This is a genomic window from Mesorhizobium sp. B2-3-5 (genome assembly GCF_006442395.1).
Lineage (GTDB): Bacteria > Pseudomonadota > Alphaproteobacteria > Rhizobiales > Rhizobiaceae > Mesorhizobium.
The window spans coordinates 88,514-110,637 of record NZ_VFVX01000007.1 but is presented as its reverse complement, the minus strand read 5'-3'; the positions used below and the strand labels follow the sequence as shown (position 1 = coordinate 110,637).

Below are 22,124 nucleotides of genomic sequence, written 5' to 3'. Positions count from 1 at the left end.
TCTGGCGCCACCGCAACGGACTTTTGCTCATTGTGCGAACGACGCGTCTCACCTCCTGGTAAGTGGAAGAGGCTGGATTACGGAAGAGGACTTGCGTCGTTAAGACTTGGCTCGAGCTCCAACCTTCTTTGTTGGTCTCGTGATGAGAGATTCCACCCTTCCGTTCTTAAGCGTCATTCTCTTCGTGCATACGCTTTCGAGCAGGTTTTCATTGTGGCTCGCCAGGACGATGATGCCCGCCTTTTCTGCCAGCTCATCCATCCGTCGTTTGGCTTTTTCCTGAAACGCGGCGTCGCCGGCGCCGATCCATTCGTCCATCAGCAGAATTTCGGGATCGAGTGCTGTCGCCGCTGAAAAAGCGAGACGGGCGGCCATACCCTGGCTGTAGGTTTTGAACGGGACATCGATAAAGTCGCCAAGTTCGCTGAAGGTGATGATCTCCGGCATTTTTTCTTCGATCTCAGCCTCGGTCCATCCGCTGATCAACCCTCTCAGAACGATATTTCGCCGTCCCGTCGCCTCCGGGCGAAATCCGATGTTGATGTTGAACAAGGCGTCGACTTTGCCTTCGATAGATACGGTACCGGACGAGGGCTGATAGATGCCGTACAATACCTTCAGCAGTGTCGTCTTGCCTGCCCCGTTTGGGCCGACCAAACCCAAACGATCGCCTGCTTTAAGTTCAAAGCTGACATCTTCGAGCGCTTGCACGACCTGCATGCCGCCGGAGCGTCCGATCGTGCCGCCCAGAGCCCCTAAACGGCGATCAGGCGCCGAAAGCGTCAATTTTTCGTAGAGACGATAGGCAAGACTGACATTATCCAGCTTTACGGAGATCATTTTTTGAAACTCAGATCAGGAAAACAACGCGCTTGCGATATCTGCCCAGCAACAACAGCGCGATCACCCAGAAGGCCAAGGAGATATAGGCCGTCAAGACAAAGGCATGCATTGGGAATTCGCCGCTCGCGATTGGTGCGCGCACCACTTCCAGGAAATATGTGAACGGATTCCAATGATAGGCATAGTTCTGTATGCCGCTTTGCCCATGGTAGACCCAGAAGACGGGCGTAAGAAACGTGCCGACCCGCATGATGTTGCCAACGATGAACTGAGCGTCGGGAAAGAATGCGCCCAGAAACGCAAAGACCGTCACCATTGCAGGCGTTGCTAGGACAATCAACAGCATCCCTGGAATTGAGAGAAGCCACTCAGTGCTAATCCCCAGGCCACTAAACAGAAGAATGACGATGCAACCCGCGACTGAATAGGCCGCTCGGATGATACATTGCACCGTCAGCCGCATTACATACACGAAGAGTGGTAGCCTCGTGCCTTGAATGAAACTGCCTTCGCGCGAAAACAGGGGCACGCTCAGACTGATCATCTCCATAAGATAGAACCAGACAACAAGGCCGATCGATGCGTAGGCCGTGTACCCGGCCGAGTCCGTGTCGCTGGTCTTGAAAACGAAGATGAAAGTGCCGATGAAAGCCAGATAGTTGACCAGCAGCCAAAGGGGGCCAAGCGTCGTGCGCCTGTGTTGGTCGCCGATGTCCTCGTGGGCCAGCGCGATCCAGACCCTGTGCAGCCTCATGGCCTTCGAGATGTCGTCAAGGGCGCCGTTTAGTGCCGAAATCATCGTGGGCAGTATCGCATCTGTTGTTCCGCTGCTTCATCTCATCAAGGTCCGTGACGAACCACCGGGGACCTTTTAATAGCCATTGCGACGAGCTTATGGCAACGCATTGCGTCGTAACGAGGTCGCAGACAGAGTCAACCGCGACAGGACCGAATACACGCTGACGTTGCGGGATTACGCAATTCGCATGGCTGACCTTGGGCCGGCGACCACCATCCGGGGATAAGGCATCAAACCTGCTCTTATTCGTTCTCCCTTCCACAAAACATCTAGCTATGGCCTCCCGCCCGCAGTATGCGATACAACACGGCGGGGGCCGGATATGATGCTTTGAAGGCGTGATCGGCCACGAATAACTCGTGCTCACACTTTGCTGATGTTCATATCCGCGAGCCGGAGTTAGTACTGCCTAATGAATAATACTTACCTGGAAGCTGTCTTCGGACTCAGGCCGGAAGTGCGGCGCGCCTTCATGATGGTCCAGGACGTGGTCATGGTCCTGGTCGCGGTGGCGCTCAGCCTTGTCTTGTCACGGTCGGATCTTTCGTTCGAGGCGTTGTCCCGCGAGGGACTGGCCACCTGGGCCAGCATTGTTCTCATCAGCCACCTGCTTTTCCGCTACTGCGGCCTCTACACCACGGTCTGGCGCTTCGCCTCGACGCCTGATTTCTTCAACATCCTGAAGAGTTGCGCGATTTTGACGTTCACGCTCTATGCCGTTTCGCTGGTCCTTCGCTTCTTCCAGCCTGTCGCGGGCCTCAACGAGCGCCAATTCATTGTCTTTTTCCTCGTCTCCTTCACCATCATTTCGGCGCCCCGTCTGTTCTACCGCTTCCTGCGTGACGGTGCGAGTTGGGGCATCCTGAACCGCAAGGCCGACAAGGCGGGCACCAAACAGGCATTGTTCGTCGGCCGCCTCGGTGAAGCCGACCTGATCATCCGCTTTACGCGCACGGCTGATCCCGCCGACTATTCCATCGCCGGGATCATGGCGACCGAGCATGGCGCGCCACTGGGCACGCGCATTCAAGGTGTCCCCGTCGTGGCGACGCGACCACGCCTCATCGATGTCCTGGAGGACTATGCGACCGGCACCAAGAGCCTCGATCTCCTGATTTTCGGCAGCGGCGCCGAGCATGAGATCGAGGAATATTCCGAGCTGGTTCGCGTCGCCCGCCACGCTGACATAGCGGTTGTGCAGTTCTCCGGGCTTTCGCAACTGGGCCAGGAGGGAAAGCTCGTTCTCGACGCCGTCGAGATGGAAACGATCCTGCGCCGCCCCACGGTGCCGTCCGATATCGAACGCATCGGCGCCTTCGTCGGCGGCAAGCGCGTCCTGGTTACGGGAGGCGCCGGCTCCATCGGCCGCACACTGGTCAAGCGGTCTCTGGAACTTGGGGCCGAGGCGGTGCTGGTCGCCGACAATTCCGAGTTTGGCATCTTCCAGTTGAGCCAGTATGTCAACGAGAAGGACCATGACCGCCTCAAGGTCCGCATCGTCGATGTCGCGGACCGGCGCCAGATGGTGCGTGTCGTCACGGAGTTCAAACCCGACATCATTTTCCATGCCGCGGCGCTGAAGCACGTTCCGCTGCTCGAGGAGAATTGGGAATCGGCCATCCAGACCAATATTATAGGCACGCTCGTCTGCGCCGACGTCGCCGCCAAATGCGGGGTGGCGCAATTTGTCCTCGTGTCGAGCGACAAGGCGGTGGATCCGTCATCCGTGCTTGGTATGACCAAACGGGCCGCCGAACAGATCGTCAGCGCCTTGCACGGAACACCGGCCGGCGAACCGGGCGGGCGGCATGCCGCCACCAAGTTCATCGCCGTCCGTTTCGGCAACGTCTTTGGCAGCAATGGCTCGGTGGCGACCATATTCCAGGCGCAGATCGAGGCAGGCGGGCCTGTCACCATCACGGACCGGCGCATGACACGCTATTTCATGACTGTCGCCGAAGCCGTCGATCTCGTCATCATGTCGGCGGCCGATGCCGCGTCGCGGCCAAGCAGCCAAGACTATGCCGTCTACATGCTCGACATGGGCAAGCCGGTGCCGATCCTTGAAGTGGCCGAAACGATGATCCGCTTGTCGGGAAAGAGCCCATACACGGATATCCCGATTCGCTTCACCGGCATCAGGCCTGGTGAAAAACTCCACGAGACGCTGCACGGCGAAGACGAGGAATTGGTCGAGCTCGGTATTTCGAAGATTTTTGGCCTGAGCACTGATGTCGCGCAATGGTCGGATGTCCAGGCCGCTCTTGCAGCGCTGCAGCAATCGATGAAGAACCACGACAAGGCGGCTTCGCTCGCTGTCCTGGTGGACCTCGATCGCGCGACGAAGACGAGCGCGAAAGCGCATCAGGACATCATCCCGAAGACGGCCGGGCAGGTGAACTGATACATGTCACCCAAAGTGATCCTAGGTTTGGGCGACATGCATGAGAGCGAAGACCTGATGCGCGTCGCATGAAACCGATTCGACGCGACAGCCGGACCCGCTTCTGACAAAGGAGCGTGACTTCGGGCCTCTCAAAATCTCGGGCACATGCAAGGTATTTGACTTCAGTGGATAAAGCAGATCTGCGCATTGCGGTCCTGATGGGCACGAAAGACGGCGCCGCCTTCATCGATGAGCAAGTGCAATCGCTGCTCGCGCAGTCACATCCTCTCATCGACCTCTGGATATCCGACGATGGCTCCAACGATGGCACGATTGCCATCATCGAGGCCTGGAAACCCCGCTGGACAAAGGGTCGGCTGACATTGGTGGACGGGCCGCGGCAAGGGTTTGCCGCGAATTTCCGGTCGATGCTTCTCGACCGGCGCATCGATGCCGACTGCTATGCTTTCAGCGATCAGGATGACGTCTGGGAGCCGGACAGGCTGGAAACCGCCATCCGATGGGTGCAGGCGTTCGACGCCGGAATCCCGTTGATGTTCTGCTCGCGAACCTCGACCATGACCGAAACCGGAAGCCTTGTCGGCTATTCGCCGCTGTTTCAACAGCCACCATCCTTCCGCAACGCGCTCGTCCAGAGCATCGCTGGCGGCAACACGATCCTGCTCAATCGCGCCGCACGCGATCTGCTGGCCGGTGCTTCCGCACGGACCGGCTTCGTCAGTCACGACTGGTGGGCCTATCTGATTGTCACCGGCGCGGGCGGCATCGTCCGTTACGATCCGCGGCCGCTGGTGCGCTACCGGCAGCATGCGGCAAACCTGGTCGGCGCCAATGTATCGTGGCCGGCCAGGATCTCGCGGCTTGGCCGCCTGTTCAAGGGCGAGTTTGCCGGCTGGACCGATCTCAATCTTGCCGGTCTTGCCCTCAATCGCGAGATCCTCACGAAGGATGCGGCGGCGTGCCTCGACCTGTTCGCGAAGGGCCGGCAAGGCAGTCTTTTCCAGCGCCTGGGCGCTCTGCGCAAAAGCGGTGTCTATCGACAGACACTTGCCGGGACCCTGGGGCTCTATCTCGCTTTCGTCCTGGGGCGCATCTGAACATCCAACGGCCGCAGCGTGCTTGGTCGAGAGGCGAGCCCGTGCTACCTCGGCCGGATTGACAGGCTTCATCCGCGGTGTTGTCGCACGGAGCTTTGCCAGGGAGCACGATCTGCCGTTCATGAAGACAGCCAAGAAAATCTTCGATCTTGCCGGTGCGGCGTTGCTGCTGGTGGCCACATCTCCTGTTCTATTGCTTGCCGTCCTTGCCGTTCGGGCATCGTCGCCCGGGCCGGCGATTTTTTCCCAAACGCGGGTAGGCCGCGACGGCGTGCCTTTTCGCTGCCACAAGTTGCGGACGATGTATCTCGGCACGCTGTCCTTGCCTTCACATGAGGCGCCTGTGAGCGCCGTGACATCGGTCGGAAAGGTCCTTCGGAAGTTCAAGCTCGATGAGTTGCCGCAGTTCTGGAACGTTCTGAAAGGCGAGATGAGCCTGGTCGGGCCGCGCCCCTGCCTACCGACCCAGACGGAATTGATCGAGTACCGGAGGCAGCTTGGAGTTTTGGCGGTGCTTCCGGGCATAACCGGTCTGGCACAGATTAGGGGCATCGACATGTCCACCCCGCAGCTCCTGGCCGAAACCGACGCTACCTATCTCAGGACCGCGTCGCTCTGGCTCGATTTGCGAATCCTGCTTGGAACGCTCTATCGCGGTTGAACAGACCACGATCCCAAAAAGTGGACGCCGGTTTTTGGAAAGATCGTGGTCAGACAAAAAACCACGATCCCGAAGGTGGACGCCGGTTTGGATCAGGGGTTAAAGACGTCGGAATTTTTCCAACCGCGCTATTGCGGCCAACCGCTCCAGCGTGTGGGTTTCCGGCAGCCAGCCTTCTGATACGAGCAGGGAAGGGTCGCATATCTGCGTCGCCGTCATGCTGTCCCAGAACAGGCGTTTGCCCGCGAGGACCGCGGCTGCGCGCAGCGGTCCGGCCGGCACGGCCATCAGGCGCGTCGGCCTTCCGAAGCCGCTGCGAAAGGCGCCGACGACGGCCGCGACCGAAACCGGCGACACATCGCTGGCGATGTAGACCGGGCGAAGCGACGCCGGACGGTTCAGCAGATGCCATACGGCTCCCGCCGCTGACAGCGATGACAGCAGCGAGCGTTTCCCGGTCAGCGCGCCCGTCGGCAGCGGCAGGGCCGTATCGGCCAGGCGCATCAGCATCGCCAGATTTCCTTTCATGCCGGCTCCATAGACCGGAGGCAGCCGCAACAAGGTGGCATCGGAACGGCCATGCGAGGCATAGGCGTCCAGTACCCTGATCTCCGCTTCGCGCTTCGAGCGCCCATAGGCGCATTGCGGGTCGGGCATCGTCTCCTCGTTGATCGTTGCGCTGGCACGTGCGCCAATCACGGCGCGGATCGAAGAGAGAAGGATGAAGCGTCCGCTTGCCTGCGTGGCGGCGGCATGCGCCAACCGTGCGCTCAGTTCCGCATTGGCTGCCTTGAAATCGGCCTCGGTGGCGTTGCCTTCATCATTGTTCAGGCCCGCGCAATGGACGACATCCGTAACATCCCGGGTCAGCGCCAGGAAGGCCGCGGCCGGCGCATCGAAACCAGGCATCAGCATTGAGCTGGACCCTGGGTCAAGTCCCTCCGGGCGGCGCGAGGCGAGGCGAAGCTCGACGCCGGCCTCACGAAGCCGATGGACCACCTGGCGGCCGATAAAGCCTGTCGCGCCTGTAACCAGGACTTTCATCGCCTCGCCCGGAACGGTTATTGAGTGGCGGATGGAAGCGCCTGCTCTTCCATCACCGGCGAAGGGAATTGGTTTTCAGTCAGGGGCGGGCGTGTCTGCTCTTCTGCCAACAGGGCACGACGTCCCGAAGCAAGATAGGTTCCCGACACCAGGAAGACCATCAGCACCGAGTCCAGAATGTCGTGACCGATCAGGATGCCCGTCATCCCGGCGATGAGATAGGTGATCACCACGATGACAATCATGGTGGCGCCGAACCGCTCGATCGGATCGGCGCTGTTCCGCAGGACCAGGGCGGCATTCCTGGCCGCAACGATGAAGATCGCCGCCAACATCACGGCGCCCAGGATCCCTGCCTGCACCAAGGCGGTCAGGAAACCGTTGTGGAAATGATTGAAGCCCGCATCCATCCCGAATTGATTCTGGAAGCCCTGCTTTATCAAGAGCTGGGTGGCACCCACTCCATGGCCGAACAAGGGCATTTCACGAAACGCCTTCAGGCCGATGTCCCAAAGAGCGACGCGCAATCCCAAGGCTGTCGTGTAGTCGCCATGGATGGCGAGCGCTTCCCAGTCGGAGCGCAGAAATTCGACACGCCCCCATATCGTCTGGAAACCGACGGCCGTGATGACGATGCCGATCGCCAACAGGAGCAAAAGCAGGCTGACGGCATTCCTCCCTCTCAGCCTCCGCTGGTTGATCAGCAGTACGGCTATGCCTGCAATCAGCAGCACCAGCCAGATAATGCGGGTACCGGAGTAAATGATGGCGATCGTCCCGCAAAGCGCGGCACAGACGAAGGCGACCCTATGCCTCTCGATCCCAGACAGGGCGCCGGCCACGCACACCATCACGGCAAGGCAGAGAACCTCCGCGAACACGATCGCATTTCCCGCCCCGCCCTTCGCCCGGATCCCCAGCCCGTATTGCTGGGTGATCGCCAGGAGCAGCGCGACAAAACAGGCCGCCATGCTGCTCAGCATGATGATACGGACAAGCGTTGTTTTCTGCGTGATGCTCCAGGTCGAATAGGAGAGGGGGAAGAACAGGAAGGTGACGAGCGGGATCAGGCGCGGCGCATCCCTGACGATCGTATTGTTGACTATGGAAGCCATGACATTGGCCGCGCAATAGGCATAGATCGCGATCGTCAGCGCCATCATCGCTCGGTCGATATTGAAGCGTCTCTTCTTCAAGGCGATCAACAGGACGGACCACAGACCGCCGCCATTGAACACGAAGCTCACCACCGATCCCAGAACTGGCGGAAAAAAGAAGCAGATAATGGAGAAGTAGACATTGACCCGCGAAGGCGTCAGTCGCTGCCTTATAGACAAAAGCCGGTTCAAGTTGCGGGGCTCGCTATTCTCGAGAAGCTTTGTGCGGCACGTCTTTTCAGTGAACGCAGATGTGCTCGCCTCGAATTGCCCTTATGACGCATGTTGCCCGCCTTCGTTCGGTATAGCGGCTGGGCTAACCTTTCGATAGTGCATCTGGGCCGATTGCCACCGAAATCGACGTCTGGGTCGGGAGAGCAGGGAGTGCTTCCAAGAGCGCTGACGTCCGGTTCTCCCGAGCAAGATTTTTCGCGCATTTTGCCGACCGGAGCCGTTGCGAATGGAAATTTCCGGGTTCTGGCGAAAGCATGGAAAATTCATTCTCGAACCGACCGTTGCCGGGCTCGTCTTGCATTGTTCTGCCGCGCGCCGATCTGCTAGAACGCCCGCACGAAACACTTTGTTCAGAAGCGAAGCTTGAACCGGGCGCAAGAAGGCTCGATGGTTTGACGCAAGGTCTTCTGTCGCAAGGCATGAGAGAACGCTCACAGTTTATGACCATAGCGCTTACGCATCTGCAGCGGCTTGAAGCCGAGTCCATCCATATATTCCGCGAGGTTGCGGCCGCCTTCGCCAAGCCGGTCATGCTCTATTCGGTCGGCAAGGATTCATCCGTGCTGATGCATCTGGCGATGAAGGCGTTTTATCCCGCCAAGCCACCATTCCCCTTTCTTCACGTCGACACCACCTGGAAATTCCGCGAAATGACCGCCTTTCGCGATCAGATGGCGCAGAAGCTGGGCTTCGACCTGCTGGTTCATGTCAACGAAGACGGCGTGCGCGACAATATCAATCCGTTCGATCACGGTTCGAACACCCACACCCATGTCATGAAGACCGTGGCGCTGCGCCAGGCGCTCGACAAATACGGTTTCGATGCCGCCTTTGGTGGTGCCCGGCGCGACGAAGAAAAGTCGCGCGCCAAGGAGCGCATCTTCTCGTTCCGCAATGCCCAGCATGTCTGGGATCCGAAAAACCAGCGGCCCGAAATGTGGAAGATATTCAACACCCGCATCGCCTCGGGTGAATCGATCCGCGTCTTTCCGCTGTCGAACTGGACCGAGCTCGATATCTGGCAGTACATCCTGCAGGAGAACATCCCGATCGTGCCGCTCTATTTTGCCAAGCAGCGGCCGGTGGTGGAGCGTGACGGCATGCTGATTCTCAAGGACGACGAGCGCATGAAACTGCGCCCCGGCGAGGTCGTGGAGGACCGGCTTGTGCGTTTCCGCACTTTGGGCTGCTATCCGTTGACCGGCGCCATCGAATCCGATGCCGACACGCTCGAAGCCATCGTTGGTGAGATGCTGACCGCACGCACTTCCGAACGCCAGGGTCGCCTTATCGACCGTGATGAGGCGGGCTCCATGGAAAAGAAGAAGCGCGAGGGGTATTTCTGACCATGCGCCACATCATGGCCAAGAGCCTCGCCCCCACCGACAGCGTACGCGATTATCTGGCGGCGCAAGAAAAGAAGTCGCTGCTGCGCTTCCTCACCTGCGGTTCGGTCGATGACGGCAAGTCGACGCTGATCGGTCGCCTTTTGTCAGACACCAAGCAGATTTTCGAGGACCAGCTCGCCGCGCTCGAGCGCGATTCGCGTAAGCATGGCACCACCGGCGACGACATCGACTTCGCGCTGCTTGTCGATGGTCTCGAGGCAGAACGCGAACAAGGCATCACCATCGATGTTGCCTATCGTTTCTTTGCCACGCCCAAGCGCAAGTTCATCGTCGCCGACACGCCCGGCCACGAACAATATACACGCAACATGGCGACAGGCGCTTCGACCGCCGACCTGGCGATCGTGCTGATCGATGCGCGGCAAGGGGTGTTGCGCCAAACCAGGCGCCATTCGATCATCGCCTCCTTGCTGGGCATCCGCCACATCGTGCTTGCCGTCAACAAGATCGATCTCGTCGATTTCGACCGGTTGGTCTTCGACCGGATCGTCGAAGACTACCGGCAGTTCTCACGCGATCTCGGCTTCCAGACCATCGTGCCGATCCCGATGTCTGCTCGTTACGGGGACAATGTCAGCAACCGCTCTGAAAACATGAAATGGTATTCCGGTCCGACGCTGATCGAGCACCTTGAGGCCGTCTCGGTCGAGGAGGCGACCGTCGAGCTGCCGTTCCGTTTCCCGGTCCAGTACGTCAATCGCCCGAATCTCGACTTCCGCGGTTTTGCCGGCACGATTGCGTCAGGTTCGGTCTCGCAGGGCGACGAGGTCGTCGTCGCCAAATCCGGCAAGTCCTCGCATGTCAAGCGCATCGTCGCTCATGGCGGCGATCTCAAACAGGCGGTCGCCGGTCAGGCCATCACGCTTGTTCTTGACGACGAGGTCGAGGTTTCCAGAGGCAACATGTTGGTTTCGCCGGCAGCCCGGCCACAGGTCGCCGATCAGTTCGCCGCCAACATCGTCTGGTTTGACGAGCATGCGCTGTTGCCGGGCCGCTCCTATATCCTGCGCACCGAAACCGACCAGACCAGCGCCACTGTCACCGACCTGAAATACCGCATCAACGTCAACGACTTCGCCCATGAGGCGGCCAAGTCGCTTGAGATGAATGAAGTCGGCATCTGCAACATCTCGACACGAGCACCGATCGCCTTCGATCCTTTTGCCGAGAACCGCACCACCGGCGCCTTCATCCTGATCGATCGCATCAGCAATGCCACCGTCGGTGCCGGCATGATCGTGCACTCGCTGCGCCGTGCTGAAAACATCCACTGGCAATCGCTCGATGTCGGCAAGCGCGCGCGTGCCGACATGAAGAACCAGCGGCCTGCCGTGTTCTGGTTCACCGGGCTTTCGGGCTCCGGCAAGTCGACCATCGCCAACCTGTTCGAGAAGAAGCTGTTCGCCACCGGCCGGCACACCTATATCCTGGATGGCGACAATGTCCGTCACGGTCTCAACCGCGATCTCGGATTCACCGATGCCGACCGCGTCGAAAACATCCGCCGGGTCGCCGAGGTGGCCAGGCTGATGGCTGATGCCGGGTTGATCGTCATTGTCTCCTTCATTTCGCCGTTCAGCGCCGAGCGGCGCATGGCGCGCGAGCTGATGGCCGATGGCGAGTTCATCGAAGTGTTTGTCGACACGCCCTTCGAGGAATGCGCCAGGCGGGATCCAAAGGGCCTCTACGCCCGCGCGCTGAATGGCGAGATCAAGAATTTCACCGGTGTCGATTCCCCATACGAGGCGCCGGAAAAACCGGAAATCCATCTGAAGACGCTCGGCAGATCGGCGGAAGAGATGGTAGATGCCCTGGAACACTGGCTGAATGAGCGTGACATTGCCGAAGACCAATACGACAACGGCGGCGGCATCTGACGACAGGTCGATGCTCGAAATCTTCGAGCATCTGGCGCTGGCGGCTGGACGCGAGGTCATGCGCGTGTTTCACGCCGGTTGCGCGGTGGACCGGAAATCGGACTCCTCGCCGGTTACGGAGGCGGATCGCGAAAGCGAGAAGATCATTCTCGCCGGGCTGCGCGCCGCATTCCCCGACATTCCGTGCGTGGCTGAAGAGGAAGCGGCCGCCGGCTTCATGCCTGCCGATCTTGGCGAGGCCTTCTTCCTCATCGATCCGCTCGACGGCACCAAGGAATTCGTCAACCGCCGCACCGACTTCACCGTCAACATCGCGCTTGTCCGTCGTGGCGTGCCGGAAGTCGGCGTCGTCTTCGCCCCCTGCAGCGGCCGTTTCTTTTCCGGCCGGCCGGGCAGGGCGGAAGCTCTCGAAATCGATGGCGACTTCCAGATCGTCGCTCGCCGGCCGATTTCGGTGAGAACGGCCGCGGCCCCGCTGGCCGTGGTGGCCAGCCGCTCCCACAACACGCCGGAAACCGAAGCCTATATTCGCGACCTCGGTGCCGCCGAGATCGTTTCGGTCGGTTCTTCCTTGAAATTCTGCCTTCTCGCCAGCGCCGAGGCGGATGTCTACCCGCGTTTCGGCCGCACCATGGAATGGGACACGGCGGCGGGCGACGCGGTGCTTCGCGCGGCGGGCGGCACGACGTGCACGCTGGACGGCAAGCCTCTGGCCTATGGCAAACGCGACCAGGTCGACGATGAGGATTTCGCCAATCCGCATTTCATCGCCAGCGGCAGGGCAGGGACCAGCCCCGCCTGAGACTAACGGTTACTCGGCCGCGGCCTGCGCCGAGTTCGAACCGATATAGTTGCGGATCGTCTCTATGATTCGGTCCTGGTCGGCTTCGCTCAAATAGGGGTGCATCGGCAGGCACAGGATACGCTTCGGCAATCCGTCCGAAACGGCAAGACCCGTCGGCGCGCGCGGATAGTCGCGATAGGCGACCTGCTCGTGCAACGGCTTGACGTAGTAGACGACCGAGGGAATGCCCTTCTCGCTCAGATGCGCCTTCAGCCCGTCGCGCTTCGGGGTTTCAATGGCGTACTGCGCCCACGCCGAGCGGCTGCCGTCGAGGTTGCGGGCGGCGGTGACGATGTCGCCGAGACCTTCGGCATAGCGATTCGCCACGACTTGGCGTGCAATCATTTCGTCTTCGAGAATGGCGAGCTTCTCGATGAGGATCGCCGCCTGCAGCGTGTCGAGGCGAGAATTGATGCCGACACGGATATTGTCATATTGCGTCTCGCCCTTGCCGTGGAAGGCAAAGGAACGCAACTTGTCGGCCAGTGCGTCATCGTTGGTGAACATCGCGCCGCCGTCGCCATAGCAGCCAAGCGGCTTGGCTGGATAGAAGCTGGTCGAGCCGACATGGCCGAAGGCACCGCACATCTTGCCGTCAAGTGACCCGCCCATCGACTGGGCGGCGTCCTCGATCACCATCAAGCCTTCACGGTTGGCGATGGCCATGATGGCTTCGTAGTCGGCGGCTAGGCCGAACAGGTCGACCGGGATGATCGCCTTCGGCTTCAGCCGGCCTTCCTTCTTGATCATCGCGATCGCGGCCTCGAGGCTGGCGATGTCGATGTTGTAGGTCTTGGCGTCGACGTCGACGAACACAGGCTCCGCCTTGGCCAGCGCCACCACTTCAGCCGTGGCGGCGAAAGTGAAGCTCGGCACGAACACGGCATCGCCCGGACCGATACCGGCGGCAAACAGCGGCAGCAGCAGTGCGTCGGTGCCGTTGGCGCACGCCACGACATGCTTGGTGCCGACATAGGCGGCGAGCTTCTTCTCGAACTCCGCGACCTGGGGGCCGAGAATGTAGCGGCCGTCCTCGACGACATGGTCGATCGCGGCTTTCAGCCGGTCGCGGATTCGTTCGCGCTGCGCGCCAAGATCGATGAACTGCATGTCGGCCTCAAAGCTGCCAGTAAACCGGCCTGCTGGTAACAGACTTGGCACGGCTGAAAAAGCCGGCCGAGGGCGGCGCGAACTGCGCCAGTGTCGCAGTCTGTTACCGTCCTTTGCCGGCGCATAGTACCCAAAAGCCGGAAATCCGGCCTTCAGCGCGCATTTGGAACCTTCTCTGTCGCGCTTTTCCAGCCCATCGAAACATAAAGTGATCGGCTGGGGCGCGGATCAGTCGATCTCATGCCGCCAGGGTGGATTGGCGCCGGCGCGCGACACCGTCACCGCCGCCGCCTTGGCGCCGAGCGACAGTGCCTTGCGGATGGCGTCTTGTGTAAGCCCGCCTATGGCCGCCTTCGTCAGCAGGCCTTGTTCATGCAGGGAGGCAAGGATGCCGGCGTTGAATGTGTCGCCGGCGCCGACCGTATCGACCACCGTGACCCTCTCCGGCATTACCGTGACGGCATGATCCTTACTGTAGCCGACCGCACCTTCGCTGCCATGCGTGACGACGATGAGCTTCGGCCCGCGGTCGAGCCAGTTGCGCACGACGTCTTCATGCGAACCGGCTTCGCCGAACCAATGGAGGTCTTCGTCCGAGAGCTTTAGGATGTCGGCCATCGCCATCATGGCGCGGATGCGTCTGAGGTGCTTGGCCTTGTCCGGGATGAAGTTGGGCCGGATGTTGGGGTCGAGCATCATGACGCGATGGCCATGCTCGCGCTTCATGAATTCCTCATACGCTGATCCCGCGGGCTCCGAGATCAGGCTGATGGCGCCGAACAGCATCGCCTCGATCTCGGACCCGAGCTGCGGCAGGTCGTCGATGGTCAGCATGCGCCCGGCGGTATTCTCGTCATAGAAGGTGTAGGTCGCCTGGCCATTGTTCAGTTTTACGAAAGCCAGCGTCGTCGGCCTCGGCGACGTGTGGGCATAGGTGGAACTGACCTTGCTCGCTCCCAGCGCATCCCGGAATTGGCCGCCGAAAAGATCCGATGACAGGCCAGAGAAGAAGCCGGCCGGCGCACCGAGCCGGCCAAGCGCGATCGCCGTGTTGAACACCGCGCCGCCGACATAGGGAGCAAAGGCCGGCTCCCCTTCCGTCGTGGTGCGCGGCAGCATGTCGATCAGGGCTTCGCCGCAGCAGAGGATCATGGCTTCTTGGTCTCCGGCGGATAGATCACGCCCTTGCGGATGATGATGTTGGCGTAAAGCCGCGGCTCGCTTGTCGCGACGATGGCGTGCGCCGATTTGACCCGTGCATAGAAGTCGGCGCCGGCCAGCGCAACCACCTTGCGGCCCGGCACGCGTTTGGCACAGATCGCCTCCATCTCATGATGGACGGGGTCGGCGAGTGACGGATCGCCCTTCACCGAGGCGCGAAACAACGCCTCCGGGACGACGTCGTCGACCGGCAGGATGCTCAGGATCGCGTCGAGCACCGGAATGAGGGGATGACCGTCGGCCCGGACGAGGCGTCTTGCCTGCTCCTCGGCCGGATAGTTTCCATCGACCAGGGCGATCTCGTCGCCATGCCCCATGGCACGCAGGGTCGCCAGGAGTTCCGGACCGAGTAGCGCCGGTATTCCGATCAGCATTCAGGCGCTCCTGGAAATCGTGGTCGAACCGACGAGAAATCGCTCCGAAAGCGGCAGGCTGGCGCCACCAAGGGCCCGAGCATGGATGCCGACGGTTCCCTCGCGGACGGCTGGAAGCTTCAATCCTTCGCCGTCAACGGTGCCGACGGCTTCGATGACGGCATCGACCAGCCGCCGCCGTACGGTGAGCGGCATCCAGCCGTCGATCACCGCCGCCTCGAAATCGATGACGGAAGAGGCCGCCACGATGGCGTAGGCGAGCGCCCGCGAGGCGCTGGCGATCCAATCGTCGAGCTCGACGCCGATCTCGCCCCAGTCTTCCGGAGATGTCCACAGATGTGAAGCTTCGACACCGCGCGCGTTGAGCGCCTTTTCCAGCATGGCGATCGACGCGATGTCGATCAGCTGGGTTGGCTTGCCCTCGGGGCCTGGCACCGGCATGGAGCCCAGCGCGCCGGCATTGCCGGTGGGGCCCCCATAGAGGCGTCCATTCAACACGATACCGCCGCCGGCAAAGGCGCCGATATAGAAATAGACGAAGTCGCGGGCGGCTCCTGCCTGGCCGAAGACGAGCTCGGCGCCGCAAGCCGAGGTGGCGTCGTTTTGAAGGTAGACCGGAAATTCGCACTGCAACTGGATCTCGGCCCTGATGTCGCGGTGGCGCCATTCATCCATCACGTCCCGGGGCGCGTTGGCCCTATCGGCCCAGTTCCACAATTCGAACGGCATGGCGATGCCGAGCCCGGCAATGCGCTTGTTCTGAGCGGGGCTGAGTTCCGCGCGCATCTTTTCCATGCCCGAGGTGACGAATTCCACTGTCTCGCGTGGCGCCGGGTAGCGGTAGGAGTGCTGCAACATCGAACGGACATTGCCGAGGAAATCGATCAGCACGAGTTCGGCGCTGCGCCGGCCGATCTTCAGGCCTATGAAATACGCACCTTCCGGATTGAGCGCCATCGGAATGGACGGTTGGCCGATCTTGCCGCGCAACGGCGCCTGACGCACGAGAAGATTGTCGTCTTCAAGTTCCCGCATGATGACTGAAACGGTCTGGGCCGAAAGGCCGGTCATACGGGCGATGTCGGATTTGGCGAGGCTGCCATGCTGGCGCACCAGCGAAAGCACGAGCCGCTCATTGTGGTCCCGCATCCCGCTCTGATTGGTGCCCCGGTGAAGCCGACTCTCGGCTGTCTCGGGCGAACCGCGCCTCGCACTGCCGGTCTCCACCCTGATCCTCCCGTTAATTCCCCTCGGGGCTTTGGGCCAGAATGAGCGGTCGAGGCAAGTGTGTCAATAATAAATAAGAGTGATTTAATTATTGACAGCCAGCGCGGTCTGGTGTCTGCTGAAGCCAGCATCCACGCTGGGCTGTTTGTCTGGATGCTTGTATGGATGCCGGTTGGCCGGCACCCGAAATGGTTCCACTGGGAGGACAATCGTGACCGACAAAAGAGTATTGAAAGCCACAGTTTTTGCCGCCGCGGCGTTTGGCGCGATGGCGTTTGCACCGGCCGCCTTCGCCGCCAATGTCAGCGCTTGCCTGATCACCAAGACCGACACCAATCCCTTCTTCGTCAAGATGAAGGAAGGCGCTACGGCGAAGGCCAAGGAAATCGGCGTCGATCTCAAAGCCTATGCCGGCAAGGCCGAAGGCGACAATGAAGGCCAGGTCGCGGCGATCGAATCATGCATCGCCGATGGCGCCAAGGGTATTCTGATCACCGCCACCGACACCGCCGCTATCGTGCCGGCGGTGAAGAAGGCGCGGGACGCCGGACTTCTCGTGATCGCGCTGGACACGCAGCTTGAGCCCGCCGACGCCGCGGATGCGACGTTTGCAACCGACAATTTCAAAGCCGGCGAACTCATCGGCTCATGGGCAAAAGCGACTTTGGGCGACAAGGCCAAGGATGCCCACATTGCCTATATGGACCTGATTGCCAGCCAGCCATCGGTCGACGTGCAGCGTGACCAGGGCTTCATGAAGGGCTTCGGTATCGACGTCAACGATCCCAAGAAGATCGGTGACGAGAAGGATCCGCGCAATGTCTGCCACGATCTATCGAGCGGCAATGAGGATGGCGGCCATACCGCCATGGAGAACTGCCTGCAGAAGGACCCGAACATCAACGTCGTCTATACCATCAATGAACCCGCCGCCGCGGGCGCCTACCAGGCATTGAAGGCGGTCGGCAAGGAGAAGGACGTGTTGATCGTTTCGATCGACGGCGGCTGCCCGGGCGTCAAGAATGTGGCGGAAGGTATTATCGGCGCCACCTCTCAGCAATATCCCTTGCTGATGGCCTCGCTTGGCATCGAGGCGATCAAGGCTTTCGCCGACACCGGCAAGAAGCCTGAGCCGTCGCCCGGCTTGAACTTCTACAATACCGGCGTGACGCTGATCACTGACAAGCCCGCTGCCGGCGTCGATTCCATCGACACCAAGGCAGGTCTCGCCAAGTGCTGGGGTTGATTTGATCTCCTGATCGGCTCATTTTCCAGAAAACCACAAGAAAAAATGGTGTGGGGCGGCTCCGGCCGCTCCACCCATAAGGCGGGGAGGCCGAGTTGAGCATCGAGACAACCAAAGTCAGCGGACCGCAGGAGTTCGAAAAGGCGTTGGCCGCAAGCGACGGCAGCGTCGCTTCCTTCGACACACATTCACGCACCCCGCTGGAAAGCATCCAGCACAGGCTTCACAAAAGCCCGGCAATGGTGCCCCTGATCATCCTCGTGCTCTCGGTGATCCTGTTCGGCGTCGTCGTCGGTGGCCGCTTCTTCTCCCCCTTCACTCTGACGCTGATCCTGCAGCAGGTGGCGATAACAGGCATGGTCGGCATCGCCCAGACGCTGGTGGTGCTGACCGCCGGCATCGACCTGTCCGTTGGTGCCATCATGGTCCTGAGTTCCGTCGTCATGGGCCAGTTTGCCATGCACTACGGTGTCCCGGCACCCGTGGCTGTCGCGGTCGGGCTGCTTGTCGGCGCGCTTTGCGGCCTGGTCAATGGCGTCCTCATTGCCAGGGTGAAACTGCCGCCCTTCATCGTGACGCTCGGCACCTGGTCAATCTACGCTGCCATCAACTTCATCTATTCGGGCAACGAGACCATCCGCAGCCAGGACCTCGAGGCAACGGCGCCATTGCTGCAATTCTTCGGCAACTCGTTCAAGGTTGGCGGCGCTGTCTTTACCTATGGTGTGCTTCTGATGCTGATCATGGCGGCGATCGCATGGTACGTGCTCAACCAGACTGCCTGGGGCCGCCATGTCTATGCGGTGGGTGACGATCCGGAGGCAGCCGAACTGTCGGGTGTCCGTGTCGACCGGATGCTGCTCGTGGTCTACACGCTGACGGGCATCATTTGCGCCATTGCCGGCTGGGCGCTGATCGGGCGCATCGGCTCGGTCTCGCCTCAGGCCGGCCAGTTCGAGAACATCAATTCGATCACGGCCGTGGTGATCGGCGGTACTTCGCTGTTTGGCGGACGCGGCTCCATCCTCGGCACCATCTTCGGTGCTCTGATCGTCGGCGTGTTCGCACTGGGATTGCGGTTGTGGGGAACGGATCCTCAATGGACGCAATTGTCGGTCGGCGCCCTTATCATCGTCGCGGTCGGCATCGACCAATGGATCAGGAAGATCTCGGCATGACCCAGGCTCAGGAACCCATCCTCACCGCGCGCGGCCTGGTCAAGCGTTACGGTCGCGTCACGGCCCTCGACAGCGCCGACTTCGATCTCTACCCCGGAGAAATCCTCGCCGTGATCGGCGACAACGGCGCCGGCAAGTCATCTCTCATCAAGGCCATTTCCGGTGCGGTGACGCCGGATGAGGGAGAGATCCGGCTCGACGGCAAACCGATTGCCTTCAAGTCGCCGATGGAAGCCCGCGAAGCGGGTATCGAAACCGTCTACCAGAACCTGGCGTTGTCGCCGGCACTGTCCATCGCCGACAACATGTTTCTTGGTCGCGAAATCCGCAAGCCGGGTTTCCTTGGTCGATGGCTTCGCATGCTCGACCGCCCGGTGATGGAAAAGCGCGCGCGTGACAAACTGACCGAACTCGGTCTGATGACGATCCAGAACATCAGCCAGGCGGTGGAGACGCTGTCTGGCGGCCAACGTCAGGGCGTTGCCGTGGCACGCGCTGCCGCCTTCGGCTCGAAGATGGTCATCATGGACGAGCCGACCGCGGCGCTCGGTGTCAAGGAGAGCCGCCGCGTGCTCGAATTGATCCTCGACGTCAAGAAACGCGGCCTTCCGATCGTGCTCATTTCACACAATATGCCGCATGTCTTCGAGGTCGCCGACCGTATCCACATCCATCGGCTGGGCCGTCGCCTGGCCGTCATCGACCCGAAACAATATACGATGTCCGACGCGGTAGCCTTCATGACCGGGGCCAAGGCGCCACCGGAGGTCCTGGCGGCCTGATCTTGCCAATTGCCGCGGGGGCATCCAAGCCGGCGATAGTTTAAATCGATTGAAAGCATGCTGCAATGCACTAAGACAGGCTGGGAGAAATTGTGAAAGCCGGTATGATCAGGCCAACTGAACGAGAGGCGATATGACATCCGCCATGACGATCGAAGCCCCCGCTCTCGACAATCCAGATCCCAGAACGCTCGCCGAAGAAGTCTTGATGTCCCTCAAATACAGGGTCGGCAAGGACACCACCGTCGCGACCCAGTACGACTGGCTGACCGCCTCGATCAAGGTCGTGCGCGACCGCATCGTCGACCACTGGATGCAGGCGACGAAGGAGGCATACGACCAGCGGGAAAAGCGCGTCTATTACCTGTCGCTGGAGTTCCTCATCGGCCGCCTGATGCGCGACGCCTTTTCCAATCTCGGCCTGATGGAGAACATGCGCGAAGCACTGACCTCGCTCGGCGTCGACCTCGACGTCATCGCGGCGTTGGAGCCGGATGCGGCGCTCGGCAATGGCGGCCTTGGCCGGCTCGCCGCCTGCTTCATGGAAAGCATGGCGACCGTCGACATTCCCGCGCATGGCTACGGCATCCGCTACGCCAACGGCATGTTCCGCCAGGAGATTCACGATGGCTGGCAGGTCGAGCTGCCCGAGACCTGGCTCGACCACGGCAACCCCTGGGAATTCGAGCGGCGCGAACGCTCCTTCGAGGTCGGCTTCGGCGGTTCGGTGGAATCCATCACCACCAAGGACGGCCGGCTCGAACGCCATGTCTGGAAGCCGACCGAGCACGTGCTCGCCGTCGCCTACGACACGCCCGTGGTCGGCTGGCGGGGAAACCGCGTCAACACGCTGCGGCTGTGGTCGGGCATGCCGGTCGATCCGATCCTGCTCGACAAGTTCAATGCCGGCGATCACATCGGCGCGCTTGCCGAAAGCAACAAGGCCGACGCTTTGTCGCGCGTGCTCTATCCCGCCGATTCCCACATGGCCGGTCAGGAGCTCAGGCTGCGGCAGGAGTATTTTTTCTCGACCGCCTCGCTGCAGGACATCGTGCAGCGGCATCTGAGCCAGTATGGCGACCTCAAGTCACTGCCCGACAAGGCGGCGATCCACCTCAACGACACCCACCCGGCGATCGCGGTGCCTGAGCTGATGCGGCTCCTGATGGATGTCCACGGCATGGACTTCGACCTTGCCTGGGACATCACCAAGCGCACTTTCGGCTACACCAACCATACGCTGCTGCCGGAGGCGCTGGAGAGCTGGCCGGTGCCGCTGTTCGAGCGGCTTTTGCCGCGCCATATGCAGATCGTCTATGCCATCAACGCCGAGGTGCTGATCGAAGCCCGCGCGACAAACCAATTTTCGGGCGAGCAGATCAGCCGCATCTCGCTGATCCAGGAAAATGGCGACCGCCGCGTGCGCATGGGCAACCTGGCCTTTGTCGGCTCGCATTCGATCAACGGCGTCTCGGCGCTGCATACCGAGTTGATGAAGGAAACGGTCTTCGCCGATCTCCACCGGCTCTATCCTGATCGCATCAACAACAAGACCAACGGCATCACGCCACGGCGCTGGTTGATCCAGTGCAATCCCGGGCTGACATCGCTCGCCCGCGAGACGATCGGTGACCGTTTTCTCGACGACATAGACGCCATCAAAGGGCTCGAGGCCTTTGCCAACGACAGCGCGTTTCGTGACAAATTCGCCGCCGTCAAGCGGCAGAACAAGGTGCGGCTGGCCAATCTCGTCGCCGATCGGCTCGGCATCAAGGTCGATCCCTCGGCACTGTTCGACATCCAGGTCAAGCGCATCCACGAATACAAGCGCCAGCTTTTGAACATCCTCGAGGCGATCGCGCTCTACGACCAGATCCGCTCACATCCCGAGCGCGACTGGATGCCGCGCGTGAAATTCTTCGGCGGCAAGGCCGCGCCCAGCTACCACAACGCCAAGCTGATCATCAAACTCGCCAACGACGTCGCCAGGGTCATCAATCGCGATCCGGCCGTTCGCGGTTTGCTGAAGGTGGTGTTCTTGCCGAACTACAATGTCAGCCTGGCCGAGATCATGATGCCGGCAGCTGACCTGTCCGAGCAGATTTCGACCGCGGGCATGGAAGCGTCGGGCACTGGCAACATGAAGTTCGCGCTCAACGGCGCGCTGACCATCGGTACGCTCGATGGCGCGAATGTCGAGATCAAGGAGTGCGTCGGCGACGACAACATCTTCATCTTCGGCCTCACCACGGCAGAGGTCGCCGAGCGGCGTAACAATGGCTACAACCCGCGCGGCATCATCGAGGCTTCCTCCGAATTGGCGCAGGCGGTCGCGGCCGTCTCGTCGGGGGTCTTCTCGCCCGATGATCCCAATCGCTACCGCGACCTCATCAACGGTCTCTACGAGAGAGACTGGTTCATGGTCGCGGCGGATTTCGACGCCTATGCCGCTTGCCAGCGCGATGTCGATGCGGTCTGGCGCAACAGCCCCGATTGGAACGCCCGGGCAATCCGCAACGTCGCGCGCGTCGGCTGGTTCTCGTCCGATCGCACCATCCGCCAATACGCGAAAGAAATCTGGAACGTGCCCGTCTGATGTGATTGCATGAGACCA

18 protein-coding genes are annotated in these 22,124 nt (G+C 60.9%); 10 read left to right on the top strand and 8 right to left on the bottom strand.

Annotation, left to right across the window (positions count from 1 at the left end):
* Window positions 1-99 precede the first annotated feature (99 nt).
* Together FJ958_RS11035 and FJ958_RS11030 are read right to left on the bottom strand one after the other, a co-directional pair.
* Window positions 100-840: an ABC transporter ATP-binding protein gene (locus tag FJ958_RS11035; RefSeq protein WP_140742408.1), complete on the bottom strand. Its 741-nt coding sequence runs from the start codon at window positions 838-840 to the stop codon at window positions 100-102.
* A gap of 10 nt (window positions 841-850) precedes the next feature.
* Complete coding sequence (locus FJ958_RS11030) at window positions 851-1,642, bottom strand: ABC transporter permease (protein WP_140742406.1); 792 nt, start codon at window positions 1,640-1,642, stop codon at window positions 851-853.
* A 412-nt stretch (window positions 1,643-2,054) separates the two neighbouring features.
* On the opposite strand from FJ958_RS11030, the gene FJ958_RS11025 reads away from it, so the two are divergent.
* The 3 genes from FJ958_RS11025 (at window position 2,055) to FJ958_RS11015 (ending at window position 5,807) form a co-directional block, all read left to right on the top strand.
* Complete coding sequence (locus FJ958_RS11025) at window positions 2,055-4,046, top strand: nucleoside-diphosphate sugar epimerase/dehydratase (RefSeq protein ID WP_181176365.1); 1,992 nt, start codon at window positions 2,055-2,057, stop codon at window positions 4,044-4,046.
* Window positions 4,047-4,213: 167 nt separating this feature from the next.
* A complete protein-coding gene (locus tag FJ958_RS11020) occupies window positions 4,214-5,146 on the top strand; it encodes a glycosyltransferase family 2 protein (protein ID WP_140742404.1) in 933 nt (310 codons plus the stop codon).
* 121 nt (window positions 5,147-5,267) lie between these two features.
* Window positions 5,268-5,807 carry a sugar transferase gene (locus FJ958_RS11015; RefSeq protein WP_140742402.1) on the top strand — a complete coding sequence of 180 codons (540 nt, stop codon included), beginning with the start codon at window positions 5,268-5,270 and terminating at the stop codon, window positions 5,805-5,807.
* Between the two features lie 99 nt (window positions 5,808-5,906).
* On the opposite strand, the gene FJ958_RS11010 is transcribed toward FJ958_RS11015, so the two are convergent.
* Both FJ958_RS11010 and FJ958_RS11005 read right to left on the bottom strand, forming a co-directional pair.
* Complete coding sequence (locus FJ958_RS11010; protein ID WP_140742400.1) at window positions 5,907-6,851, bottom strand: NAD-dependent epimerase/dehydratase family protein; 945 nt, start codon at window positions 6,849-6,851, stop codon at window positions 5,907-5,909.
* Window positions 6,852-6,868: 17 nt separating this feature from the next.
* Window positions 6,869-8,200 carry an O-antigen ligase gene (locus tag FJ958_RS11005; protein ID WP_140742398.1) on the bottom strand — a complete coding sequence of 444 codons (1,332 nt, stop codon included), beginning with the start codon at window positions 8,198-8,200 and terminating at the stop codon, window positions 6,869-6,871.
* A 482-nt stretch (window positions 8,201-8,682) separates the two neighbouring features.
* Here FJ958_RS11005 and cysD point away from each other — a divergent pair, with 482 nt between their 5' ends.
* Genes cysD through cysQ form a run of 3 tightly spaced genes read left to right on the top strand, consistent with a single transcriptional unit; the run spans window position 8,683 to window position 12,330 of the window.
* On the top strand, window positions 8,683-9,588 hold the full coding sequence (gene cysD, locus FJ958_RS11000; RefSeq protein WP_140742396.1) for a sulfate adenylyltransferase subunit CysD: 906 nt from the start codon (window positions 8,683-8,685) through the stop codon (window positions 9,586-9,588).
* Between the two features lie 2 nt (window positions 9,589-9,590).
* The gene (cysN, locus tag FJ958_RS10995) at window positions 9,591-11,528 is read left to right on the top strand and encodes a sulfate adenylyltransferase subunit CysN (RefSeq protein WP_181176364.1); all 1,938 of its coding nucleotides are present in this window, start codon (window positions 9,591-9,593) and stop codon (window positions 11,526-11,528) included.
* 10 nt (window positions 11,529-11,538) lie between these two features.
* Window positions 11,539-12,330 carry a 3'(2'),5'-bisphosphate nucleotidase CysQ gene (gene cysQ / locus FJ958_RS10990; RefSeq protein ID WP_181176371.1) on the top strand — a complete coding sequence of 264 codons (792 nt, stop codon included), beginning with the start codon at window positions 11,539-11,541 and terminating at the stop codon, window positions 12,328-12,330.
* Between the two features lie 9 nt (window positions 12,331-12,339).
* On the opposite strand, the gene FJ958_RS10985 is transcribed toward cysQ, so the two are convergent.
* The 4 genes from FJ958_RS10985 to FJ958_RS10970 form a co-directional block, all read right to left on the bottom strand.
* A complete protein-coding gene (locus FJ958_RS10985) occupies window positions 12,340-13,482 on the bottom strand; it encodes a DegT/DnrJ/EryC1/StrS aminotransferase family protein (protein WP_140742392.1) in 1,143 nt (380 codons plus the stop codon).
* Window positions 13,483-13,710: 228 nt separating this feature from the next.
* Window positions 13,711-14,634, bottom strand: a complete 924-nt coding sequence (locus tag FJ958_RS10980) for a carbohydrate kinase (RefSeq protein ID WP_140742390.1) — start codon at window positions 14,632-14,634, stop codon at window positions 13,711-13,713.
* Window positions 14,631-15,077, bottom strand: a complete 447-nt coding sequence (locus tag FJ958_RS10975; RefSeq protein WP_140742388.1) for an RbsD/FucU domain-containing protein — start codon at window positions 15,075-15,077, stop codon at window positions 14,631-14,633. Before FJ958_RS10975 ends, FJ958_RS10980 begins: the two co-directional genes overlap by 4 nt.
* The gene (locus tag FJ958_RS10970; RefSeq protein ID WP_140742386.1) at window positions 15,078-16,304 is read right to left on the bottom strand and encodes an ROK family transcriptional regulator; all 1,227 of its coding nucleotides are present in this window, start codon (window positions 16,302-16,304) and stop codon (window positions 15,078-15,080) included.
* A 229-nt stretch (window positions 16,305-16,533) separates the two neighbouring features.
* Here FJ958_RS10970 and FJ958_RS10965 point away from each other — a divergent pair, with 229 nt between their 5' ends.
* The 4 genes from FJ958_RS10965 (at window position 16,534) to FJ958_RS10950 (ending at window position 22,106) form a co-directional block, all read left to right on the top strand.
* Window positions 16,534-17,550: a sugar ABC transporter substrate-binding protein gene (locus tag FJ958_RS10965; protein ID WP_140742654.1), complete on the top strand. Its 1,017-nt coding sequence runs from the start codon at window positions 16,534-16,536 to the stop codon at window positions 17,548-17,550.
* A 95-nt stretch (window positions 17,551-17,645) separates the two neighbouring features.
* Window positions 17,646-18,728, top strand: coding sequence for an ABC transporter permease (locus FJ958_RS10960; protein WP_140610030.1), 1,083 nt, complete (start codon window positions 17,646-17,648; stop codon window positions 18,726-18,728).
* On the top strand, window positions 18,704-19,510 hold the full coding sequence (locus FJ958_RS10955) for an ATP-binding cassette domain-containing protein (protein ID WP_181176363.1): 807 nt from the start codon (window positions 18,704-18,706) through the stop codon (window positions 19,508-19,510). Before FJ958_RS10960 ends, FJ958_RS10955 begins: the two co-directional genes overlap by 25 nt.
* A 133-nt stretch (window positions 19,511-19,643) precedes the next feature.
* The gene (locus tag FJ958_RS10950; RefSeq protein ID WP_140742382.1) at window positions 19,644-22,106 is read left to right on the top strand and encodes a glycogen/starch/alpha-glucan phosphorylase; all 2,463 of its coding nucleotides are present in this window, start codon (window positions 19,644-19,646) and stop codon (window positions 22,104-22,106) included.
* Window positions 22,107-22,124 lie beyond the last annotated feature (18 nt).

What these genes read in the sequence shown, in the direction of transcription:
- FJ958_RS11035 (WP_140742408.1), bottom strand. Translation starts at nt 840, where the DNA reads ATGATCTCCGTAAAGCTGGATAATGTCAGTCTTGCCTATCGTCTCTAC.
- FJ958_RS11030 (WP_140742406.1), bottom strand. Translation starts at nt 1,642, where the DNA reads ATGATTTCGGCACTAAACGGCGCCCTTGACGACATCTCGAAGGCCATG.
- FJ958_RS11025 (WP_181176365.1), top strand. Translation starts at nt 2,055, where the DNA reads ATGAATAATACTTACCTGGAAGCTGTCTTCGGACTCAGGCCGGAAGTG.
- FJ958_RS11015 (WP_140742402.1), top strand. Translation starts at nt 5,268, where the DNA reads ATGAAGACAGCCAAGAAAATCTTCGATCTTGCCGGTGCGGCGTTGCTG.
- FJ958_RS11010 (WP_140742400.1), bottom strand. Translation starts at nt 6,851, where the DNA reads ATGAAAGTCCTGGTTACAGGCGCGACAGGCTTTATCGGCCGCCAGGTG.
- cysD (WP_140742396.1), top strand. Translation starts at nt 8,683, where the DNA reads ATGACCATAGCGCTTACGCATCTGCAGCGGCTTGAAGCCGAGTCCATC.
- cysN (WP_181176364.1), top strand. Translation starts at nt 9,591, where the DNA reads ATGCGCCACATCATGGCCAAGAGCCTCGCCCCCACCGACAGCGTACGC.
- cysQ (WP_181176371.1), top strand. Translation starts at nt 11,539, where the DNA reads ATGCTCGAAATCTTCGAGCATCTGGCGCTGGCGGCTGGACGCGAGGTC.
- FJ958_RS10985 (WP_140742392.1), bottom strand. Translation starts at nt 13,482, where the DNA reads ATGCAGTTCATCGATCTTGGCGCGCAGCGCGAACGAATCCGCGACCGG.
- FJ958_RS10980 (WP_140742390.1), bottom strand. Translation starts at nt 14,634, where the DNA reads ATGATCCTCTGCTGCGGCGAAGCCCTGATCGACATGCTGCCGCGCACC.
- FJ958_RS10975 (WP_140742388.1), bottom strand. Translation starts at nt 15,077, where the DNA reads ATGCTGATCGGAATACCGGCGCTACTCGGTCCGGAACTCCTGGCGACC.
- FJ958_RS10955 (WP_181176363.1), top strand. Translation starts at nt 18,704, where the DNA reads ATGGATCAGGAAGATCTCGGCATGACCCAGGCTCAGGAACCCATCCTC.
- FJ958_RS10950 (WP_140742382.1), top strand. Translation starts at nt 19,644, where the DNA reads ATGACATCCGCCATGACGATCGAAGCCCCCGCTCTCGACAATCCAGAT.